This window comes from Aminobacter carboxidus (assembly GCF_014863355.1).
Lineage (GTDB): Bacteria > Pseudomonadota > Alphaproteobacteria > Rhizobiales > Rhizobiaceae > Aminobacter > Aminobacter carboxidus.
Map to the genome: position 1 here is coordinate 371,635 of NZ_JACZEP010000004.1, position 20,397 is coordinate 392,031.

Genomic DNA, 20,397 nt, shown 5'->3' on the forward strand with positions numbered 1-20,397 from the left:
GCCGAGACTGCGGTGAAGAACGTGCTCTTCGTCTGCAGCCAGAACAAGTTGCGCAGCCCGACCGCCGAACAGGTGTTTGCCGGCCGTCGCGACATCGAGGTCGATTCCGCCGGGACCAACAACGACGCCGAGAACCCGCTGACAGCGGAACTGGTGGCCTGGGCCGACATCATCTTCGTGATGGAGAGGACCCACCGCGCCAAGCTGCAGAAGAAGTTCGCCGAGGCGCTCACGGCGCGTGTCGTCTGCCTCGACATCCCCGACAACTACACCTTCATGGACCCGGCACTGATCGCGCTGCTGGAAGAACGGGTGCCGAAGCACCTGCGCTAGTGCCGATCAGGCGCTTCGCTGCATCGAAAACACGTTGGTTCCTTCGACATCGTCCTCGATCTTCCGCCAGCCCATGCCTTCGTAGTAGGCAGTCAGGCGTGGCTTGGCACAGAGATAGACGGTCTCGAAACCCTGCTGGAACGCGGCCTCGGCCCCTGCCCGCACAAGTGCAGCGCCGACGCCTGACTTGCGTGCGGCTTCCTCGACCCACAACGCCGCCACCCACGGCGAATATTGCGGCCGCGATTCAAGATCGCTGTCGATCAGGTGGGCGGTGCCGAGGAAGCTGTCGCCATCATGGGCGACGAGCGCCATGGGCAGTCCGGTCGAGGCAAAATTCTCGTTCACCAGTCCCTCGATGAAGTCGAGTTCGGTATTGTCTTCGCGCCACCATGCATTCCAGATGCGGTCGGCGACTGTTTCGGCAAATTCAGGCCGATCGCGAAGATCGGAGATCGAAAATTTCAAGTCTCTGCCGTTCGACATCATGCCTACTGCTATGCTTTCGACTGTCGGAAACGGCGCTGATAAACGGCCATTCGAAAGCCAGCAAATCCATTTTACGGAGCCAGACATGAATTCCGCCCTCGCATCCTGACAGTTCTGGGCCATCCTCTCGGACATGTTCGCGGCGCTGACGGCGATCTTCGCCAAGGCCGGCATCGAAAACATCAATTCGGATTTCGCCACGCTGATCAGGACGGTGGTGATCCTGCTGGTGCTGGGCCCGATCATCGCCGCCACCGGCCAGTTCCAGCCGCTCAGTGAGATCTCGCGCAAGACCTATCTGTTCCTGGTGCTTTCGGGGCTGGCCACGGGGGCGTCGTGGCTGTGCTACTTCCGCGCGCTGAAGCTCGGAAATGCGGCGCAGGTGGCGCCGATCGACAAGCTAAGCGTCGTTCTTGTCGCGGTGTTTGGCGTCATTTTCCTTGGCGAGCGACTTAGCACGGCGAACTGGCTCGGCGTCGCGCTGATCGCGGCGGGCGCGGTGCTGGTCGCCACCAGGGCGTGACGGCGGAGCCGCTTTGGTGACGGCATCAAGGCGGGAGATGAAGGCGTCGAAACGATGGGGCATGGCCGGTACGATTGCCTCTGTTCACGAATCGCTCTCTTTCCGATCCGCGGCGCGATTTGCTTCCCGCACTGTGGCAAAGCCATGGCAGAATCGATCACATCCTTTTGCAAGCGCGGCCCTGCCATGCCAATGAGAGGGTGAAAGAGAGGCGGCGTGCAGAACAACGAAAACAAGCGGGTCTATGTCATCGGCCAGACCGAGATCGCGGCGCGGCCGCTTGTGCCGGCGCTGTATCTGGTGGCAACGCCGATCGGCAATCTCGGCGACATCACCTTGCGCGCGCTGGAGACGCTGGCTGCGGCCGATCACGTCGCCTGCGAGGATACGCGGGTGACGCGCGTCTTGCTCGATCGCTACGGCATCCGCCAGCGCCCGACCGCCTATCACGAGCACAATGCCACCGAAGCCGGGCCACGGCTGATCGAGGCGCTGGAGAACGGGCGCAGCGTGGCGCTGGTGTCGGACGCCGGCACGCCTTTGGTCTCCGATCCGGGTTTTCGCCTCGTCGGACAGGCGCAAGAGCGCGGCATCCGCGTCGTGCCGATCCCCGGCGCGTCGGCGGTGCTGGCCGCGCTGACCGCCTCGGGGCTGCCGTCGGATGCGTTTTTCTTCGCCGGCTTCCTGCCGGTCAAGGACGGGCAGAAGCGGACGCGACTGGAAGAGGTGAAAGCCGTGCCGGGCACGCTGATCTTCTTTGAATCGCCGCGCCGGCTCGCCGACACGCTTGAAGCCATGGCCGACGTGCTCGGCGCGCGCCAGGCGGCGATCGGCCGCGAACTGACCAAGACCTTCGAGGAAATCCGCACCGGCACTTTGGCCGAGCTGGCCGCCCACTATGCCGAGGCTGATACACCCAAGGGCGAAGTCGTGATCTGCGTGGCACCGCCCGAGGAGCGCACCGAGACGGCCGACGACGTCGACAAGCTCCTGTTGTCGCTGGCCAAGGAGATGCCGGCTTCGAAGGCGGCGGCCGAGGCCGCGCGGATGACCGGTGGGCAGAAGCCGGCGCTTTATCGCCGCCTGCTCGAACTGCGCGAAGGGTCGGATGACTAACCGCCTCGCCCGCCAGTACGCTCAACGCCGCGGCCATCGCGGCGAGTGGCTGGCGGCATTGGCGCTGATGCTCAAGGGCTACCGCATCGTTGCCCGGCGCTACAAGACCAAGCTCGGCGAGATCGACCTGATCGCCCGGCGCGGCGACCTGGTGCTGATCGTCGAGGTCAAGGCGCGCAAGACGCTGAACGAGGCGATGGACGCCGTGGCCTACGACTCGGAACGGCGTATCGAGGGCGCCGCCGATTTGTGGCTGGCGCGGCAGCCTGATTACGGCAAGCTGTCGGTGCGGTTCGACATGGTGGCGGTGCTGCCAAGGCGCTGGCCGGTGCATGTCGAAAACGCATTCCAGGGCCGGAACTGAGCATGGAGCGGCGCATCGTGCGACGCGATGGGCCTTTACGCCCGCGGCCAATGCCCTTAACAGGCCACGCAAGCCCGCGTCGCGGGCACTAGAAGTTCGCGCCCGAGGGCGCTTGAGTTACTGGAGATGGCAATGTCCCTTCCCGACCGCCTGAGCAACGACCCGCGCAGCCCGTTTTTCAACGCCGAGGCGCTGCAGGCCGGCGTCGGCATCCTGTTCAACGGCAAAGAACGCCAGGACGTCAGCGAGTATTGCGTCAGCGAAGGCTGGGTCCGCGTGCCAGCCGGCAAGTCGAAGGACCGCTACGGCGAGCCGATCACCATCAAGCTCAAGGGCACTGTCGAGGCTTTTCCGAAGCCTTGATCCAGTAAGCGGCGTAGGCGATCAGGGCCGAGCGCTTTGGCTCAGCCGGTAATGTCGAAGCCCGCGGGGACGCCGGCCGCATCGGCCGGCTCCGGCACCACGCTTCTGACGTCAGCGCCTGGCGGGCCCTGCCAGAAAGCTTCCAGCATCGATGCGACCACTTCGTCCGGGCCCGATATCAGGGCGGTGACGGAACCGTCCCGCTCATTGCGGACCCAGCCGCGCAGGCCAAGGCGGCGTGCCTCGCGCTGCGTCCAGACGCGGAAACTGACGCCCTGGACGTGACCGGCGATGCGAAGGCGAACGGTTTTCTGGCCCACTGGCATCAGCTGTCTCCAGATTCGGTTGGGGCAAGCGCTGCCCCTCATCCGCCTGCCAGCACTGCCCGGGGCGAGCCACGGGTCTCGCCCGTCCCTTCGGACCCCCGTGAACGGGGAGAAGGAAGCTTCACCGCCGTGTCACCCGCATTGGCAGCCCGCCCTGCGGCTGGGTGGTCAGCTTCTGTACCGGCCATGGCTTGGTCTCCGCAGTCGTGTCGAAGCGGAAACGCGAGAGCAGGATGGCGAGCGCGATGATTGCTTCCTGCATGGCAAAGCTCATGCCGATGCAGACGCGCGGACCAGCGCCGAAAGGCAGGTACTGGTAGCGGTCGATCTTGTCGCGATTTTCGGGATGGAAACGCTCGGGCATGAAGGCGTTGGGACGGTCCCATAGCTTGCGGTGGCGATGCACCGTCCACGGCATGACCAGCACCTGCGCCTTGGGCGGGATCCTGAAGCCTTTATATTCGTCCTCGGCGATCGGCTCGCGGTTGATCGACGGCGCCGGCGGGTAGAGCCTGAGCGCCTCCTCGAAGGCGGCGCGGGTGTAGGGCATGGCGTCGAGCCATTTCACCGGGTCGGGTTCGCGCGCCAGAACCGCGTCGATCTCCTGTTCGACGCGGTCGCGCTCCCAACTGGCTTCGGCGAGGCAATAGATGGTCCAGCCGAGCGCCCGCGCTGTGGTCTCGTGGCCGGCGCCTATGAAGGTGATGATGTTGTCTTCGATCTCCTGACGCGACAGCCCGTCGGGACCTTCCGCACGTAAGAGCAGGGTCAGAAAATCCTCGGGCGCGCCGTCGGGATCACGCGCCAGCTTGTCGCTGCGCATCGCCACCGTGTCGGTGACGATCTTGCGGAAATAAGCCATGGTCTTGCGGCCGCGGATGCGGGTGAGGCGCGGCAGCCACTCGGGCGCGCGCAACAGGTCGAGCGGATCGACGCGGCCCATGGTCTCGAACAGCCGGTCGATCTCGTGGGCAAAACTGCCAGCCTCGCCTGCGATCTCGCCCGAAAACAGCGTCTCGGCCAGGATCTCGTAAGTCAGCATGGTCATGTCCTGGGCGACATCGACAGTGCCTGACACGTCGTTGTAGCGTTGGACGAAATCGAGGGTGCGGGCCAGCATCGGCTGGGCGAAACCGAAGATGTGGCGCGGGGTGAAAACCGGCGCCATGGCCTTGCGCGAACGCTTCCAGACATCGCCCTCGGCGGTCAAGAGCCCGTCGCGCAGGATCGGCCGCAGGATCATCTGGCGGACGGTCGCCATCTTGTAGTTCTTGGCGTTGTCGACCAGCACGTGGCGGATGAGGCCGGGATCGTTGGCGATGACCAGAGGGCCGCCGACACCTGAAACCGAGATCCACGGTTCGTTGTAGGACGGCTCGCCCCAGAGCTCGAGCGGGTTGCGGTAGACGATGCGCATCATCTCCAGCGTCGATGGCGGCTTCGTGCGCGGGATCGGCGCCGGCGGGACGAAGGGTTCCGGTCTTGTGTCCATCGGCTGAATGTAGGTCCCGCCGAGGCAGGCGTCCATGCGCCGGAGCGCGATGACCCAGATGTGACCTTGCGCGCCCAGCGTCGCTCCGGGCGCAAGGAACGCTGCAAGCCTTTGAATTGATGCATGATCCGTTGCGAAAATCGGAAACGATTTTCGGCGGCCATGCTTCAGTCACCAAAAGGTGCCTTCTTGCCACGGGAGGGTTTCAGCGCCTATTTCCCCGCCAGTCACCTTTCGATACCTGCCACCAAGGACTGAAATCTTGAAACACCAGCTCAACATCGTCGTGGCCAGCACCCGCCCCGGCCGCGTCGGACCCGTCTTCGCCCGCTGGCTCGAGGCCTATGCGCGCGAACACGGCAAATTCGAACCCGTCATCACCGACATCGACGCCTTCGGCCTGCCTATCTTCGACGAACCCAAGCACCCCAGGCTTGGCCAGTACGAAAACGACCACACCAAGCAGTGGTCGGAAGCGATCAAGCCGGCCGACGCCTTCGTGTTCGTGACGCCCGAATACAACTACTTCGCAGCGCCCGCGCTGGTGAACGCCATCGACTATCTCTCCCGCGAATGGAACTACAAGCCGGCAAGCTTCCTGAGCTATGGCGGCGTTTCAGCCGGCCTGCGCGCCGTGCAGTCGGAAAAGCTGCTGCTGACCTCGGTCAAGATCATGCCGATCCCCGAGGCGATCGCCATCCCGGCCTTCACCCAGCATCTGCAAGAGAATGGCGAGTTCAAGTCGAACGCGCTGATCGACGACAGCGCCAAGACGATGCTCAACGAGCTGTTCCGCTGGAGCGAAGCGCTGAAGCCGCTGCGGGCTGGCTGAAGGTGCCTCGCCTCAGGACCACAGCTGAGGCGACGAATATTGTCTTTGTGGAACTTCAACCACTTGGCATGCAACCTATCCCTGACGGTGACGTTTGGTCCCATGCAACCAACAGGGAATACACGTGTAGAGTGATATGATGAACTGCAAGGTGATGGTGGTTGAGGACGAGATCTTCGTTGCCACCGAAATTGAAAGCATGCTGGAAGAGCTCGGGCACCACCCGATCGGCATCGCCATGGACTCGGCGAGCGCGCTCGACCTGGCGCAGCATGCCGAAATAGCGCTTGTCGACCTCAACTTGCGGGACGGCCCGACCGGGCCTTCGCTGGGCAAGATCCTAGCCGAGCAGTTTGGGGTGACAGTGCTGTTCATGACCGCCAATCCTTCGCAACTGGGCGACGGCATACCCGGCACGATCGGTGTACTGCCCAAGCCGGTGATGGACGAAGAATTACGCGAGGCGGTGCGATATGCCGTGGCGCGCCGACGCCGTTTGCCTGCCGATCCGCCAGTTCGGCTGAAGCTGTTTGCGGCAGACAATTGCAACGACAGCGAGGATGGGCTTGGCGTGACGGCCTGACAGAAACGCGGCTGCTCGAGATTTGAGGGCGCGCCGGCAGACGCCGTTGCGCCCTTTGTCGTTTCCGCGATCTAGCGCCGGAGCGTCACGGAGCGGTTGAGTTGTGCCACGGGCACGGTCAGTTCCACTTCAAGTCCGGCCTCATTCCACCGCCGCTGCAGCGTACCGCCAAGCTGGCCCTGGACGCTAAGTGTGATCAGCCGGCTGCCAAAACCTTCGCCTGCAGGGGGCCCCGACACCGGCGCGCCGCCTGTTTCCTTCCAGACCATGTGGTACGTGTCGCAGTTCACGACAGCATCGACGACCACGCGGCCCTCTGCCTCCGCCAAGGCGCCATACTTCGCCGCATTGGTGGCAAGCTCGTGGAACAGCAGCGCAAGCGGAGTGGCCGCGCCGTCGTCGATGGTGGCGTCGTCGCCGTTGAAGGCGAAACGGCTGGAATCGTCGCCGACATGCGGGTCGAGCAGAAGTTCAACCAAGGCGCGCAGCGAAGACTGTTTGTTCTGCGGCCGCGATGCCTGGCTGTGCGGCCGGACGAAATCATGCGCCTTGCCCATCGCGCTGATGCGCTGCCTGAGTTGATCGGCCAAAGGCTTGATGTCGGGATAGGAGCGCGCCGATAGGCTGATGATGCCGTTAAGCACCGAAAAGATGTTCTTGATGCGGTGGCTGAGTTCGTGCGCGACGATCTCTCGCTCTTCGGCAACCTGCTTGGTTTCATGGATGTCGGTACAGGTGCCGAACCAGCGGATGATCTCGCCGGCCTCGTTGCGGATGGCCAGCGCCCGGCCAAGCGTCCAGCGGTACTCGCCACTGGCGTGACGAAGCCGGTACTCGATCTGGTAAGGCTCGCCGGTGGCAAGCGAATGCCGCCACAATTCCCAGGCGCGGTCCCGGTCGTCTGGATGAAACATCCCTGCCCATGCCTCACCATCCGTCGAGCCCAGCGGCATGCCGGTGAATTCGTACCAGCGCGCATTGTAATAATCATGGAAGCCGTCGGGCCGGGTCGACCAAACCATCTGCGGCATGGTGTCGGCAAGCGTCCGGAAGCCGGCTTCGCTTGCCGTCAGTGCCGCCTCGACCGCCTTGCGCTCGGTGATGTCGATGACGACCCCCGGCAGACGCGGATTGCCGCCGACTGTGTCGAAAAACTTACCGGTGGCAAGTACCCAGCGGATATGGCCATCGTCGTCGACGAGGCGATACTCGGCCCGGAAACCGCCGCGGTTGGCAATTGCCTCGTCGGTCTTGCGCGCGACGAAGTCGCGGTCCGCGGCATGGATGCGCCTAAAGAAACGTTCAGCCGAAATGCCCTGTTCGGCGTCGGCGAGCCCGACACCAAACATCTCGGCGAAACGCGCGTCGGCGGTGACGATCCGACTGGTCAGATCGAGTTCCCAGGCCCCGACGATGCCCGACGCCTCGAGCGCCAGGGACAGCCGTTCCTCGCTGCGGGCAAGCGCCTTTTCGGCACGCACACGCTTGGTAGTTTCAGCCAAGATGGCAAATGCGCCGACCGCCTCGCCATCGTCGTCGAGCAACGGACTGTAGTCGAGCTCGAGCCAGACGCGTTCGGCGGCACCATTGCGCCACAGCACGAGTTCCTGATCCTCGTAGGTCAGCGTTTCACCCTCGAAGATGCGGTCGATGACGGTACGGTTGAACTGCGCGACCTCGGGCCAGCTGTCGAAGACCGACGTGCCGAGGCAACCCGGATGCCTGGCGCCTGCGATATCGCGGTAGGCGTCGTTGTAGATCATCACGCCCTTGCGGCCGATGAGCAGGCACATCGGCATCGCCGATGCCAGCATGATGCGGATCGTCATGCGCACGACTGCCGGCCAGGAACCGATCGGACCGATCGGCGTAGAGGTCCAGTCCAGGGCCTCGATGAGCCCGGCGAGTTCGCCTGAAACGATCGGATTGGAAACCTTGTCGTCGGCTTTCAATGGTCTTGTGGTTGGCATGGATGAGAATTTTCTCGACTGAAAGCTGTTGTGAAAAGTGTAGGCCAGCAAAAATCAGGCCCATAGCATGTAAGGGAAGTGAGACAGCAGTATTGATGAGCCTGAATGCGTCAGGACGACGTTTGTTCCGAACTCCGACTAGATGAACAGACGAGAAAATCGCATAGGTTTCGCTTCTCTGCCAACAATCGACGGCATCCAAGGTAAGTTCGGCAAGACGATGCCGTCGGCCGGTTCCCGGCAGCAGCGGGCCGGCATTTGTCTCGCTTAGACGGCCTGTAGTGGTTTTCGGAGTGCGCTGCAGGCGCGCCCCGAACGGCCCGAATCGTCAAGCCGGAGGGTGAGGCGAAGCAACGCCGCTCGGCGTGGCGTTATCCCCTCGCAAAAGACCCGTAAAACTTGGAAAAACCACACTTAACGCCTATATCTTGGGTACCAACGGGCGTGCGATTCGGGGCCGATTTTGCCGCGTCCTCCTGCGGCAGTCAGACGAAAGTTTTTCATGAGCGACCAGTCCGAGAACCTTCCCGGCGCAGAAGCCGAGTACGGCGCAGATTCCATCAAGGTTTTGAAGGGGTTGGACGCTGTCCGCAAGCGCCCTGGCATGTATATCGGCGATACCGACGACGGCTCGGGCCTGCACCATATGGTCTACGAAGTGGTCGACAACGCCATCGACGAGGCGCTGGCCGGCCACGCGACGCTGGTGACCGTATCGCTCAATCCCGACGGTTCGGTGACGGTGACCGACAACGGACGCGGCATTCCGACCGATATGCACGAAGAGGGCGTGTCGGCGGCTGAGGTCATCATGACGCAGCTGCACGCCGGCGGTAAGTTCGACCAGAACTCCTACAAGGTTTCAGGTGGCCTGCACGGCGTCGGCGTTTCCGTTGTCAACGCGCTGTCGGTGTGGCTGAAGCTCAAGATCCGCCGCAAGGGCCAGATCCACGAGATGAGCTTCACGCACGGCAATGCCGATGCGCCGCTGAAGGTGACCGGTGTTGCCGGCGACGAGACCGGCACCGAGGTGACGTTCCTGCCCTCGACCGAAACCTTCACCATGACCAATTTCGACTACGGCACGCTGGAGCACCGGCTGCGCGAACTCGCCTTCCTCAATTCGGGCGTGCGCATCCTGTTGTCCGACAAGCGCCATGCCGACATCAAGAGCCAGGAACTGCTCTATGACGGCGGCCTGATCGAGTTCGTGAAATATCTCGACCGCGCCAAGAAGCCGTTGATCACAGCGCCGATCGCCATCAAGGCAGAACGTGACGGCATCACCGTCGAAGTGGCGATGTGGTGGAACGACAGCTACCACGAGAACGTGCTGGCCTTCACCAACAACATCCCGCAGCGCGACGGCGGCACCCATCTCGCCGGCTTCCGCGGCGCGCTGACGCGCCAGGTGACCGGCTATGCCGATTCATCGGGCATCGCCAAGAAGGAAAAGGTCTCGATCACCGCCGACGACACCCGCGAGGGCCTGACGGCGGTGCTTTCGGTCAAGGTTCCCGACCCAAAATTCTCGTCACAGACCAAGGACAAGCTGGTCTCGTCGGAAGTCCGCCCGGTGGTGGAAAGCCTGGTCAATGAGGCGCTCGGCACCTGGCTCGAGGAACACCCGACGGAAGGCAAGACGCTGATCGCCAAGGTGGTGGAAGCCGCCGCCGCGCGCGAAGCCGCGCGCAAGGCGCGCGAGCTGACCCGCCGCAAGGGCGTGCTCGACATCACCTCGCTGCCCGGCAAGCTCGCCGACTGCCAGGAACGCGACCCGGCCAAGTCCGAAATCTTCATCGTCGAGGGTGACTCGGCAGGCGGCTCCGCCAAGAGCGGGCGCTCGCGCCAGAACCAGGCGATCCTGCCCTTGCGCGGCAAGATCTTGAACGTCGAGCGCGCGCGTTTCGACCGCATGCTGTCGTCGGAGATGATCGGTACGCTGATCACCGCGCTCGGCACCTCGATCGGCAAGGACGAATTCAACGCCGACAAGCTGCGTTACCACAAGATCATCATCATGACCGACGCCGACGTCGACGGCGCTCACATTCGTACGCTGCTGTTGACGTTCTTCTTCCGACAGATGCCTGTCTTGATCGAGCGCGGGCACCTCTATATCGCCCAGCCGCCGCTCTACAAGGTGGCGCGCGGCAAGAGCTCGCAGTACCTCAAGGACGAAAGCGCCTTCGAGGCATATCTCGTCGACGTCGGCCTCGACGAGGCCTCGCTGACGCTGTCGTCGGGCGAAGTGCGGACCGGCCAGGATTTGCGCGCGGCGGTGACCGACGCACTTGGCGTGCGCACGCTGATCGAGGGGCTGCACACACGCTATTCGCGCTCGGTGGTCGAGCAGGCGGCGATCGCCGGGGCGCTCAACCCCGACATCTTCAACGACCTCGGCCGCGCTAAGGCGATGGCCGAATCGATAGCCCAGCGCCTCGACTTGATTTCGGAGGACATCGAGCGCGGCTGGACCGGCCACATCTCGACCGATAATGACGGCTCCGGCGGCTATGTGTTCGAACGCACGCTGCGCAGCGTCAAGGAGAGCGTGCATCTCGACATGGCGCTTATCAACTCGGCCGACGCGCGCGCGCTCGACCGGTTTGCCGGCCGTCTCACCGAGCTTTACGCTCAGCCGCCGGTGCTGCGCCGCAAGGAGAGCTCGGAAACCCTGGCAGGACCGCTGGCGCTGTTGAGCGCGGTGTTCGCCTCGGGCCGCAAGGGCCTGACCATGCAGCGTTACAAGGGCCTCGGCGAAATGAACGCCGAGCAGCTGTGGGAAACCACACTCGATCCGAATGTGCGCTCGCTGCTGCAGGTCAAGGTCAACGACGCGACCGACGCCGACGCGCTGTTCTCGCGCCTGATGGGCGACGAGGTCGAGCCGCGCCGCGACTTCATCCAGGAAAACGCGCTCAGCGTCGCCAATCTGGACGTCTAAGGCAGCGACCTAGTGACGACACCTTTTCCTTGCGGGAGAAGGTGTCTTGGCGCGTTGCGCCAAGACGGATGAGGGGATGTTGGAAGGACCGCGTCTTCTCATTTGATCGAGAAGGACTGCGTTCTGTTCTGCAGCGCTCATTCCTTCCAACACGCCTCACCGCACCTTCGCGCACCTTCTCCCACAGGAGAAGGGAAGGTTCGGGCACATTGCGCTGATGGCGCGTTGATGTAGCTTGGCGGCGAATATCATCCGTGCGGGAAAGCCTCATTGTCTCTTCGACGCAGCATGGCCTTCATCACCGCCGTCGCCGCCTGGGCGGCACTTGGACTGCAGCTTGTCTTGCTGATTGGACAGATGACGGGCAACGGCGCGTCCGTCGTCGAGGCGGTGTGGCGGTTCTTCGGCTTCTTCACGATCATCATGAACCTGATGGTGGCAGTGGTGGCCAGCGCGATGAGCCTAAAGCCATCGAGCGCAGTGGCCGGCCCTCGGCCGCGGCTGGTGACGGCGGCAGCGATCGTCTTCGGGGGCCTGGTCTATTCCGTGGCGCTAAGGGCGATCTGGCAGCCGACCGGCTGGCAGGCGGTTGCCGACCATGCACTGCACGACGCCACGCCGGTGCTGTTCTTCGTAACCTGGCTCGCCTGGGAGCATGGCGGGCTCAAATGGCGGGATGCGCTTTGGGCGGCAATACCGCCGCTGGCCTATTGCGCCTATGCATTTGCCAGGGGTGCTGCCGACGGCTGGTACGCCTACTGGTTTCTCAACCCCGAAGCGCTGAACATCAAGCAGCTGTCGGCCAGCATCGTGCTGCTGACTGCAGCCTTCCTCGTCATCGCAGTGACGCTGGTCGCGGTCGACCGCTTCTTGGCGCGCGGCCGCAGTGAGGCAGTGCGTCAGTCAGGCTCGCGCAGCCTGTAACCGACGCCGGTTTCGGTGGTGATGTATTGCGGCTCGTCGGGGGTCTTTTCGATCTTCTGCCTGAGCTGGCGGACGTAGACGCGGAGATACTGCACGTCGGCCGAACCGCCCCAAACATGCTCGAGCAGGAAACGGTGGGTCAGGACCTTGCCGGCGTGCTGCACCAGCACGCGCAGGATGTCGTATTCCTTGGGCGACAGCTTAACTTCCTGGCCGCCCAGCCTGACGATGCGCTTGACCAGGTCGACCGACAGCTCGCCGGTCTGGAACACCGGCTTTTCGCCCTGCTGCTGCAGGCGGTGGCGAAGGGCTGTGCGGATGCGCGCGGCCAGCTCGTTCATGCCGAAGGGCTTTGAGACATAGTCGTCGGCGCCGAGTTCCAGCGCCTTGACGATGCCGGCCTCGTCGGTGCGGCTCGACAGGATGATGACAGGCACCTGGAGGCCCTCCTGCCGCCAAGCGGCAAGCAGGTCGTGGCCGCCGATGTCGGGCAGGCCGAGGTCGAGCAGGATCAGGTCAGGCTTCTCCGCCTTGACCATGACCATCGCTGGCTTGGCCGCCGGTGCCTCCGAAATGGCATAGCCTTGCGTCGATAGCCCGACACGCAGCAGCTTGCGGATCGGCGGCTCGTCATCGACGATCAGGATCTTCACCGACGCGTTGGTCATGCAATTCCGTCCAGGTTTGGTCCGTCGAGGTTTGGCCCACCAAGATTTGGTTCACCAAGATTTGGTTCGCCAAGATTTGGTTCGCCAAGATTTGGTCGCTCGGCCGGCACCGGCAAGGTGATGGTGAAGACCGCGCCGGGCCGGTCGGCCCGGTTGGAGGCAATGATGGTGCCGCCCATCGCCTCGACGAAACCGCGGCAGATCGACAGCCCAAGGCCGGTGCCGGCGCGGACATGGTCGCCCTTGCGGACACGGTAGAAGGTATCGAATACCCGTTCCAGATCGGCCTGCGGAATGCCCGGGCCTTCGTCCATGATCTGGATGGCCACCGAGGCACCGTCGGCCCAGCCGCGGATACGGATCGTCGAGCCTTCAGGCGCGTATTTCGCGGCATTGTCGAGCAGGTTGAACAGCACCTGCTCGAACAGCACCGGGTCGAGCTTCAGCATCGGCAGGTCGGACGGCATGTCGAGCTCGGTCTTGTGGCTGGCGGTGATCTTTGCGGCGCGGCGTAGCGCCGAGCCGACGATGTCGCCGACATAATGCAGCGCCGAATTGGGCTCCATCGCGCCCGACTCGATCTTGGTCATGTCGAGCAGGTTGGCGATGAAGCGGTTGAGCCGTTCGGACTCGTCGAGCACCGTCGAGACCAGTTCCGCCCTGCCCTCTTCGGGCAACGACACACCGAACTCGCGCAAGGCGCCGGCCGCGCCCATGATGCTGGCGAGCGGGGTCTTGAGGTCATGCGAGATCGAGGTCAGCAGCGCCGAGCGCAACCTGTCGGCTTCGACGGCAAGCTTGGCACGGTCGACGTCGGCAACGAGCTGGATGCGCTCGATGGCGACAGCTGCCTGGTCGGCGAGTGCATCGAACAGGCGCTGCTGCTCGGGCGTCAGCAGCGGACCCTGGCGGTCGTTGTCGAGACCGACGACGCCGACGGCCATTCGCCCGGTGCGCAGCGGCAGGTAAAGGCGCTTGGCGCCAGGCAGCGTGTCGGCACCACGACCGGCGGCGCGGTTGTGCTCCCAGGCCCACTTGGCGGCGGCGATGTCGGCATCGACAAGCGTGTCGTCGGGCGGATAGCCGGCCTTGACGGCGATGCTGCCGTCTTCCGGCAAGAGCAGCACGACGCGGACCTTGAGCATCGAGGCTATCTGGAAGGCGGTCGCCCACAAGACATCGTCGAGCGTGCCGGTGCCGGCGAGCTTCTTGGAGAAGAGATAGAGGTCCTCGGTCATCCGGGCGCGCTCGCGGGCGGCTGCGGCCTGGCGCTGGACGCGGCCGGTCAGGTTGGAGGCAATGACCGCGACAATGAGGAAAAACAGCAGCGCGACCACGCTTTCAGGATCGGCGATGGTCAGCGTGTAGAGCGGCGGCAGAAAGAAGAAGTTGTAGGCAAACGCGCTGAGCAGCGAGGCAAACAGCGCCGGCCTCAAGCCAAGCGTGACCGCCGAACTCAACACCGCCATCAGAAAGACCAGCGCGATGTTGCGAACGTCGAGGAACTGCCGCAGCGCCATGCCGACGACAAGCGCCCCGACGACGTGCAGTGCCGAGGTCAGATAAGGCCAGGGATCGACGCGACGGCGCTGGGGCGCCGTCTTCACGCCTTGCGAGGCAAGTGCTGCGTCCGGATCGGCACCTGATGTCACATGCACGCTGATGTTGCCGGCCTGGCGGATCAGGTCATGGGTGACCGAGCCCTCGAAATACTCGCGCCAACGCGACTTAACCGGCTTGCCGACGACGATGTGGGTGAAGTTATGCGTGCCGGCATGGCGGACTATGTCTTCGGCCACCGACTGGCCGGGAATGGTGATCGCCTCACCGCCAAGCTGCTCGGCCAGGCGCATGGTCGCGGCGAGCCGGTCCTTGTCGGCGTCGGGCAGATTGGCCGAGCGCGATGTCTCGACATGGAGTGCTGCCCATGGGCAACGCAGGCGGTCGGCCTGGCGGCGGGCATAACGAACCAGCGAAGCGCCGCGCGGATGCTCGTCGACGGCGACAAGCACGCGGTCACCGGCCGCCCATGGTCCTTCGATGGCGTGGGCCTGCATGTGGGTAAGCAGCTGCTCGTCGACGCGCTGGGCGGTGCGGCGCAGCGCCAGCTCGCGCAGGGCGGTCAGGTTGCCGGGCGAAAAATAGTTCTCGATGGCGCGGCGCGCCGTGGTCGGCACGTAGACCTTGCCCTCATGCAGGCGCTTGATCAGGTCGTCTGGCGTGAGGTCGATGATCTCGACGTCGTCGGCGCGGTCGATGATGGAATCCGGCACCGTCTCGCGAACGGTAACGCGGGTGATCTGGGCGACGATGTCATTGAGGCTCTCGACATGCTGGATGTTGAGCGTGGTGTAGACGTCGATGCCCTGGGTCAGCAGTTCCTGGACGTCGAGATAACGCTTGGGATGGCGGCTGCCCGGCGCGTTGGTGTGGGCGAGCTCGTCGACGAGCGCGAGAGCGGGCCGGCGCGCGATGATGGCGTCGAGGTCCATCTCGTCGAGGGCGCGGCCCTTGTAGTCGACCGCCTTGCGCGGCACGACCTCGAAGCCTTCGACCAATGCCTGGGTTTCGCGCCGGCCGTGGGTCTCGACGACGCCGATAACGACGTCGGTGCCGTCGGCGAGCCGGGCGCGGCCCGACATCAGCATCTCGTAAGTCTTGCCGACGCCGGGGGCAGCTCCGAGGAAGATCTTCAGACGGCCGCGTCCTTCGCGCTCGGCTGTCTCAAGCAGCGCGTCCGGCGAAGGCCTGCCTTCCTTGTCCCTGATATCGTCTGGCATCTGTTCTTTACAGTCTGGCGCGCCGGAGTTCTGCTGGAACTCCGGCGCGACCTTGTCAGGGCGCAACCGCTGCGTCGAGGGCCAAATTCAGCTTGAGCACGTTGACCACCGGTTCGCCCATGAAGCCGAGTTCTCGCGCCTCGACATGGCTGTCGACGAGCTTGCGGACGAAGGCTTCATCGGCACCGCGGGCCTTGGCGACGCGCGCCACCTGGAAGTAGGCGGCCTCGGGCGACAAATGGGGATCAAGGCCGCTGCCTGAAGCGGTGACCAGCTCCATCGGCACAGGCGCGCCGGGATCGCTCTGCTTGAGCGCGTCCGCCTCGGTCTTGATGCGGTCGATCAGCTTGGCGCTTGTCGGCCCGAGATTGGAGCCCGAGGAGGCGGCCGCATTGTAGCCGTCGCCGGCAGCCGAGGGACGGCCGTGGAAATAGCGCTCGCCGGTGAAGGCCTGACCGATCCGCTCGGAGCCGATCACCGTGCCGTCCTTGACAATCAGGCTGCCATTGGCCTGGTGCGGGAACAGCGCTTGGGCGATGCCGGTCATGCCGAGCGGATAGGCTAGGCCGGTGATAACGGTGAGTGCCGCGATCATGACGATGGCAGGTCTGAGTTGCTTCAACATGATTGATGTCCTTTACACGAGGCCGATGGCGTTGATCGCCATGTCGATGGCCTTGATGCCGATGAAGGGCACGATGATGCCGCCAAGGCCATAGACGAGCAGGTTGCGGCGGAGCAACGCGCCGGCACCGATCGGCCGGTATTTGACGCCTTTCAGCGACAGCGGGATGAGGGCGACGATGATCAGCGCGTTGAAGATGATCGCCGACAGGATGGCGCTCTGCGGGGTCGCAAGCCCCATTACGTTGAGTGCGCCGAGCTGCGGGTAGAAGGCCAGGAACATGGCCGGGATGATGGCGAAATACTTGGCGATGTCGTTGGCGATCGAGAAGGTGGTGAGCGCGCCACGCGTCATCAGCAACTGCTTGCCGATCTCGACGATCTCGATGAGCTTGGTCGGGTCAGAGTCGAGGTCAACCATGTTGCCAGCTTCGCGGGCAGCGACAGTGCCGGTGTTCATGGCGACGCCGACGTCGGCCTGGGCAAGCGCTGGGGCATCGTTGGTGCCGTCGCCGCACATGGCGACAAGCTTGCCCTTGGCCTGCTCCTCGCGGATCAGGCTGAGCTTGTTTTCAGGTGTTGCCTGGGCGAGGAAGTCGTCGACGCCGGCTTCGGCGGCGATGGCGGCCGCCGTCATCGGGTTGTCGCCTGTGATCATGACCGTGCGGATGCCCATGCGGCGCAGCTCGGTGAAGCGCTCCTTGATGCCGCCCTTGACGATGTCCTTGAGGTAGATGACGCCGAGCAGGCGGGCATCGCGGACAACGGCGAGCGGGGTGCCGCCGAGCTTGGCGATCTCGTCCGAGATCGCCTGGATGCCGCGCATGGCTTCGGTGTCGACACGCGTGCCCGAGGCCGAGGCAGCACCTGACCTGACATAGTTCAGCACCGAGTCGACTGCGCCCTTGCGGATCGAGGAGCCGTCAAAATCGACGCCGCTCATCCGGCTCTGGGCGGTGAAGGGCACAAAATGGGCATGCAACGAGCCCATGTCGCGGGCACGGATGCCGTAACGCTCCTTGGCGAGCACGACGATCGAGCGGCCTTCCGGCGTTTCGTCGGCGAGCGAGGCGAGCTGGGCGGCGTCGGCCAGCTCCTGCTCGGTGACGCCCCTGACTGGGCGGAACTCGGTGGCCTGGCGGTTGCCGAGCGTGATGGTGCCAGTCTTGTCGAGCAGCAGCGTGTCGACGTCACCGGCGGCCTCGACGGCACGGCCCGACATGGCGAGCACGTTGAAGCGCACCAGACGATCCATGCCGGCGATGCCGATGGCCGAGAGCAGCGCACCGATGGTGGTGGGGATCAGCGTGACGAACAACGCCACCAGCACGATGACCGGGATGTAGCCGCCGGCATAGGTGGCGAAGCTCGGGATGGTGGCAACGGCGAGCACGAAGATCAGCGTCATGCCGGCGAGCAGGATGTTGAGCGCGATTTCGTTGGGCGTCTTCTGGCGCTCGGCCCCCTCGACCAGCGAGATCATGCGGTCGAGGAAGGTCGAGCCGGCAGCCGCGGTGATGCGGACGCGGATCCAGTCCGAGAGCACCTGGGTGCCGCCGGTCACAGCCGAGCGGTCGCCGCCGGATTCACGGATGACGGGCGCGGATTCGCCTGTGATGGCGGCTTCGTTGACCGAGGCGACGCCTTCGATGATTTCGCCATCCGAGGGGATGATGTCGCCGGCCTCGACGAGCACGACCTGGCCGACCTTGAGGCTGGTGCCCGGCACCATCTTGTAGGCGGTGCGGCTTTCGCCTTCGAGCAGCTTGGCCTGCGTTTCGGTGCGCGCCTTGCGCAGCGAGTCGGCCTGAGCCTTGCCGCGGCCTTCGGCGACGGCTTCGGCGAAATTGGCGAACAGCACCGTGAACCACAGCCACAGGATGATCTGGAACGAGAAGCCGAGGCCATCGGCGCCAGTGATCAAGTCCTTGACGAACAGCACTGATGTCAGCGCCGTGACGACGGCGACGACGAACATCACGGGGCTCTTGGCCAGGCTGCGCGGGTCAAGCTTCCTGAACGCGTCGCCCATGGCGGGGAGGAGGATGCGAGCGTCGAGCAGGCTCGCGGATTTGTGGGCACTCATGTGAGAGACTCCAGTCCTTTGGATTTGCGGCGCTGCATCAGAACGTCTGGCCAACGATCATGGCGAGGTGCTCGACGATCGGGCCGACGGCGAGTGCCGGGAAGAAGGTCAGGCCGCCGACGATCAGGATAACGCCGGCGAGCAGGCCAACGAACAGCGGGCTGTCGGTCGGGAAGGTGCCGGCCGAGGCAGGAACCGTCTTCTTGGTGACCAGCGAACCGGCGATGGCCAGTGCCGGGATGATGACCAGGAAGCGGCCCATCAGCATAGCGAGACCGATTGATATGTTGTACCAGGGCGTGTTGCCGGTGAGGCCGCCAAAGGCCGAGCCGTTGTTGGCGGCACCCGAGGTGTAGGCGTAGAGGATCTCGGAGAAGCCGTGCGGACCCGGCGTGCCAACCGACGCCACCGCGCTGGGGATCAACACGGCGATTGCCGTGAAACCGAGCATGGCGAGCGGCAGGCACAGGATGGCGAGAACGGCCATCTTGATCTCCTTGGCCTCGATCTTCTTGCCGAGATATTCGGGCGTGCGGCCGACCATCAGGCCGGCAACGAAGATGGCGATGACGACGAACATCAAGATGCCGTAGAAGCCGGCGCCGACGCCGCCGACGATGACTTCGCCGAGCTCCATGTTGATCAGCGGGATCATGCCGCCAAGGGCCGTGAACGAGCCGTGCATCGCGTTGACCGCGCCGCAGGAGGCAGCCGTGGTGACGACGGCGAAGAGCGACGAGAGCACAATGCCGAAGCGGACTTCCTTGCCTTCCATGTTGCCGCCGTCGATGCCGAGCGCATGGACGAGCGGGTTACCGGCAGCCTCGGCCCAGTAGGTGATGGCGACGCCGGCGACGAACAGGATGCCCATGGTGGCGAAGATCGCCCAGCCCTGGCGCTGGTTGCCGACCATGCGGCCGAAGACGTTTGTCAGGGCCGCGCCGAGCGCGAAGATCGATACCATCTGGATGAAATTGGAGATGGCGTCGGGGTTTTCGAATGGGTGCGCCGAGTTGGCGTTGAAGAAGCCGCCGCCATTGGTGCCGAGCATCTTGATCGCCAGTTGCGAGGCGACGGGGCCGACGGCGATTGTCTGCTGGGCGCCCTCGACAGTGGTCGCGGCCACGTAGGCGCCGATCGTCTGCGGCACGCCAAGCCAGACATAGGCAAGCGTCAGCACGACGCACAACGGCAGAAGCACGTAGAGCGTGGAGCGGGTCAGGTCGACCCAGAAATTGCCGATCGACTTGCCCGAGGCGCGGGCAAAACCGCGGATCAGCGCCATGCCGATGGCGATGCCGGTGGCGGCGGAAACGAAGTTCTGCACCGTCAGACCGGCCATCTGCACCAGGTAGGACATGGTGCTTTCGCCGCCGTAGTTCTGCCAGTTGGTGTTGGTGACAAAGCTGACGGCGGTGTTGAAGGAGAGCTCGGGCGGCACAGCAGTCATGGCTGCCGGGTTGAACGGCAGCGAACCCTGGAACCGCTGCATCGCATAAAGCAGCAGGAAGCCGGCGATGTTGAACGACAGCATGGCGGCGGCATAGCCGGTCCAGTGCTGGTCCTCGCGTTCGCTGGTACCGGCAAGCCGGTAGAGCACGCGCTCGACAGGACCGAGCACCGGCGACAGAAGCGTGCGCTCGCCGGTGAAGACGCGGGTCATGTAGCCGCCGAGCGGCTTCACGAGCAGAATGATGATCGCGCAGAACGCGGCGATCTGTATCCAGCCATTGATGGTCATTTGAGAAACTTTCCGTGCGAGCGCTGGACGGTCAGAACCGTTCGGGGCGGATGAGCGCGTAGGTCAGATAGGCAAGCAGGAACACGGTCACTGCGCCGCCGAGGATGTATTCGAGCAACATTTGGCGTTCCTTCAGAGGATGTCGCAGGCTTTGACGTAGGCAAAGCACAAGGCGAAGAAGACGATGCCTATGGCGAGAACGAAGATGTCCATCTTCGAAGGCTCCTGTTCCGTTG

At 64.2% G+C, this 20,397-nt stretch carries 19 protein-coding genes; 9 read left to right on the forward strand and 10 right to left on the reverse strand.

What is annotated here, in order from left to right; genetic code table 11:
• The first annotated feature begins 12 nt into the window (after positions 1–12).
• Positions 13–333: a low molecular weight protein tyrosine phosphatase family protein gene (locus IHE39_RS16105; RefSeq protein WP_184770070.1), complete on the forward strand. Its 321-nt coding sequence runs from the start codon at positions 13–15 to the stop codon at positions 331–333.
• Between the two features lie 6 nt (positions 334–339).
• Here the strand turns inward: IHE39_RS16105 and IHE39_RS16110 are convergent, their stop codons facing one another.
• Positions 340–801, reverse strand: a complete 462-nt coding sequence (locus IHE39_RS16110; RefSeq protein ID WP_246485504.1) for a GNAT family N-acetyltransferase — start codon at positions 799–801, stop codon at positions 340–342.
• Between the two features lie 142 nt (positions 802–943).
• On the opposite strand from IHE39_RS16110, the gene IHE39_RS16115 reads away from it, so the two are divergent.
• The 4 genes from IHE39_RS16115 to IHE39_RS16130 all read left to right on the forward strand — a co-directional run bounded on the left by IHE39_RS16115 (position 944) and on the right by IHE39_RS16130 (position 3,188).
• Complete coding sequence (locus IHE39_RS16115; protein ID WP_434781321.1) at positions 944–1,345, forward strand: EamA family transporter; 402 nt, start codon at positions 944–946, stop codon at positions 1,343–1,345.
• Between the two features lie 216 nt (positions 1,346–1,561).
• Positions 1,562–2,461 carry a 16S rRNA (cytidine(1402)-2'-O)-methyltransferase gene (gene rsmI, locus IHE39_RS16120; RefSeq protein ID WP_192567145.1) on the forward strand — a complete coding sequence of 300 codons (900 nt, stop codon included), beginning with the start codon at positions 1,562–1,564 and terminating at the stop codon, positions 2,459–2,461.
• Positions 2,454–2,825 (forward strand): YraN family protein, encoded by a 372-nt coding sequence (locus tag IHE39_RS16125; RefSeq protein ID WP_192567146.1) that lies wholly within the window; start codon positions 2,454–2,456, stop codon positions 2,823–2,825. Before rsmI ends, IHE39_RS16125 begins: the two co-directional genes overlap by 8 nt.
• Positions 2,826–2,957: 132 nt before the next feature.
• Positions 2,958–3,188: a DUF3297 family protein gene (locus tag IHE39_RS16130; protein ID WP_115729434.1), complete on the forward strand. Its 231-nt coding sequence runs from the start codon at positions 2,958–2,960 to the stop codon at positions 3,186–3,188.
• 41 nt (positions 3,189–3,229) lie between these two features.
• Here IHE39_RS16130 and IHE39_RS16135 read toward each other — a convergent pair whose 3' ends face one another.
• Together IHE39_RS16135 and IHE39_RS16140 are read right to left on the reverse strand one after the other, a co-directional pair.
• A complete protein-coding gene (locus IHE39_RS16135; protein ID WP_184770066.1) occupies positions 3,230–3,514 on the reverse strand; it encodes an acylphosphatase in 285 nt (94 codons plus the stop codon).
• Positions 3,515–3,635: 121 nt separating this feature from the next.
• On the reverse strand, positions 3,636–5,006 hold the full coding sequence (locus IHE39_RS16140) for a cytochrome P450 (protein WP_184770065.1): 1,371 nt from the start codon (positions 5,004–5,006) through the stop codon (positions 3,636–3,638).
• Between the two features lie 262 nt (positions 5,007–5,268).
• Here IHE39_RS16140 and IHE39_RS16145 point away from each other — a divergent pair, with 262 nt between their 5' ends.
• Positions 5,269–5,838 carry an NADPH-dependent FMN reductase gene (locus IHE39_RS16145; protein ID WP_184770064.1) on the forward strand — a complete coding sequence of 190 codons (570 nt, stop codon included), beginning with the start codon at positions 5,269–5,271 and terminating at the stop codon, positions 5,836–5,838.
• 136 nt (positions 5,839–5,974) lie between these two features.
• Positions 5,975–6,421, forward strand: coding sequence for a response regulator (locus IHE39_RS16150; protein WP_192567147.1), 447 nt, complete (start codon positions 5,975–5,977; stop codon positions 6,419–6,421).
• 71 nt (positions 6,422–6,492) lie between these two features.
• Here the strand turns inward: IHE39_RS16150 and IHE39_RS16155 are convergent, their stop codons facing one another.
• Positions 6,493–8,391 (reverse strand): PAS domain-containing sensor histidine kinase, encoded by a 1,899-nt coding sequence (locus tag IHE39_RS16155; RefSeq protein WP_184770062.1) that lies wholly within the window; start codon positions 8,389–8,391, stop codon positions 6,493–6,495.
• Positions 8,392–8,893: 502 nt separating this feature from the next.
• Here IHE39_RS16155 and gyrB point away from each other — a divergent pair.
• Positions 8,894–11,338: a DNA topoisomerase (ATP-hydrolyzing) subunit B gene (gene gyrB / locus IHE39_RS16160; RefSeq protein ID WP_192567148.1), complete on the forward strand. Its 2,445-nt coding sequence runs from the start codon at positions 8,894–8,896 to the stop codon at positions 11,336–11,338.
• Between the two features lie 270 nt (positions 11,339–11,608).
• Positions 11,609–12,262 (forward strand): Pr6Pr family membrane protein, encoded by a 654-nt coding sequence (locus tag IHE39_RS16165; protein WP_192567149.1) that lies wholly within the window; start codon positions 11,609–11,611, stop codon positions 12,260–12,262.
• Here IHE39_RS16165 and IHE39_RS16170 read toward each other — a convergent pair.
• Genes IHE39_RS16170 through kdpF form a run of 6 tightly spaced genes read right to left on the reverse strand, consistent with a single transcriptional unit; the run spans position 12,238 to position 20,282 of the window.
• Positions 12,238–12,930, reverse strand: a complete 693-nt coding sequence (locus IHE39_RS16170) for a response regulator (protein ID WP_184770059.1) — start codon at positions 12,928–12,930, stop codon at positions 12,238–12,240. The two genes, IHE39_RS16165 and IHE39_RS16170, sit on opposite strands and share 25 nt — an antisense overlap.
• On the reverse strand, positions 12,927–15,710 hold the full coding sequence (locus IHE39_RS16175; RefSeq protein ID WP_192567150.1) for a DUF4118 domain-containing protein: 2,784 nt from the start codon (positions 15,708–15,710) through the stop codon (positions 12,927–12,929). The genes IHE39_RS16170 and IHE39_RS16175 overlap by 4 nt, the downstream gene beginning before the upstream one ends.
• A 55-nt stretch (positions 15,711–15,765) precedes the next feature.
• The gene (kdpC, locus tag IHE39_RS16180; RefSeq protein ID WP_192567151.1) at positions 15,766–16,335 is read right to left on the reverse strand and encodes a potassium-transporting ATPase subunit KdpC; all 570 of its coding nucleotides are present in this window, start codon (positions 16,333–16,335) and stop codon (positions 15,766–15,768) included.
• Between the two features lie 12 nt (positions 16,336–16,347).
• On the reverse strand, positions 16,348–18,420 hold the full coding sequence (gene kdpB, locus IHE39_RS16185; RefSeq protein WP_184770056.1) for a potassium-transporting ATPase subunit KdpB: 2,073 nt from the start codon (positions 18,418–18,420) through the stop codon (positions 16,348–16,350).
• Positions 18,421–18,457: 37 nt separating this feature from the next.
• Positions 18,458–20,161 carry a potassium-transporting ATPase subunit KdpA gene (gene kdpA, locus IHE39_RS16190; RefSeq protein WP_192567152.1) on the reverse strand — a complete coding sequence of 568 codons (1,704 nt, stop codon included), beginning with the start codon at positions 20,159–20,161 and terminating at the stop codon, positions 18,458–18,460.
• A gap of 31 nt (positions 20,162–20,192) precedes the next feature.
• The gene (gene kdpF, locus IHE39_RS16195; RefSeq protein ID WP_067954606.1) at positions 20,193–20,282 is read right to left on the reverse strand and encodes a K(+)-transporting ATPase subunit F; all 90 of its coding nucleotides are present in this window, start codon (positions 20,280–20,282) and stop codon (positions 20,193–20,195) included.
• Between the last annotated feature and the right edge of the window lie 115 nt (positions 20,283–20,397).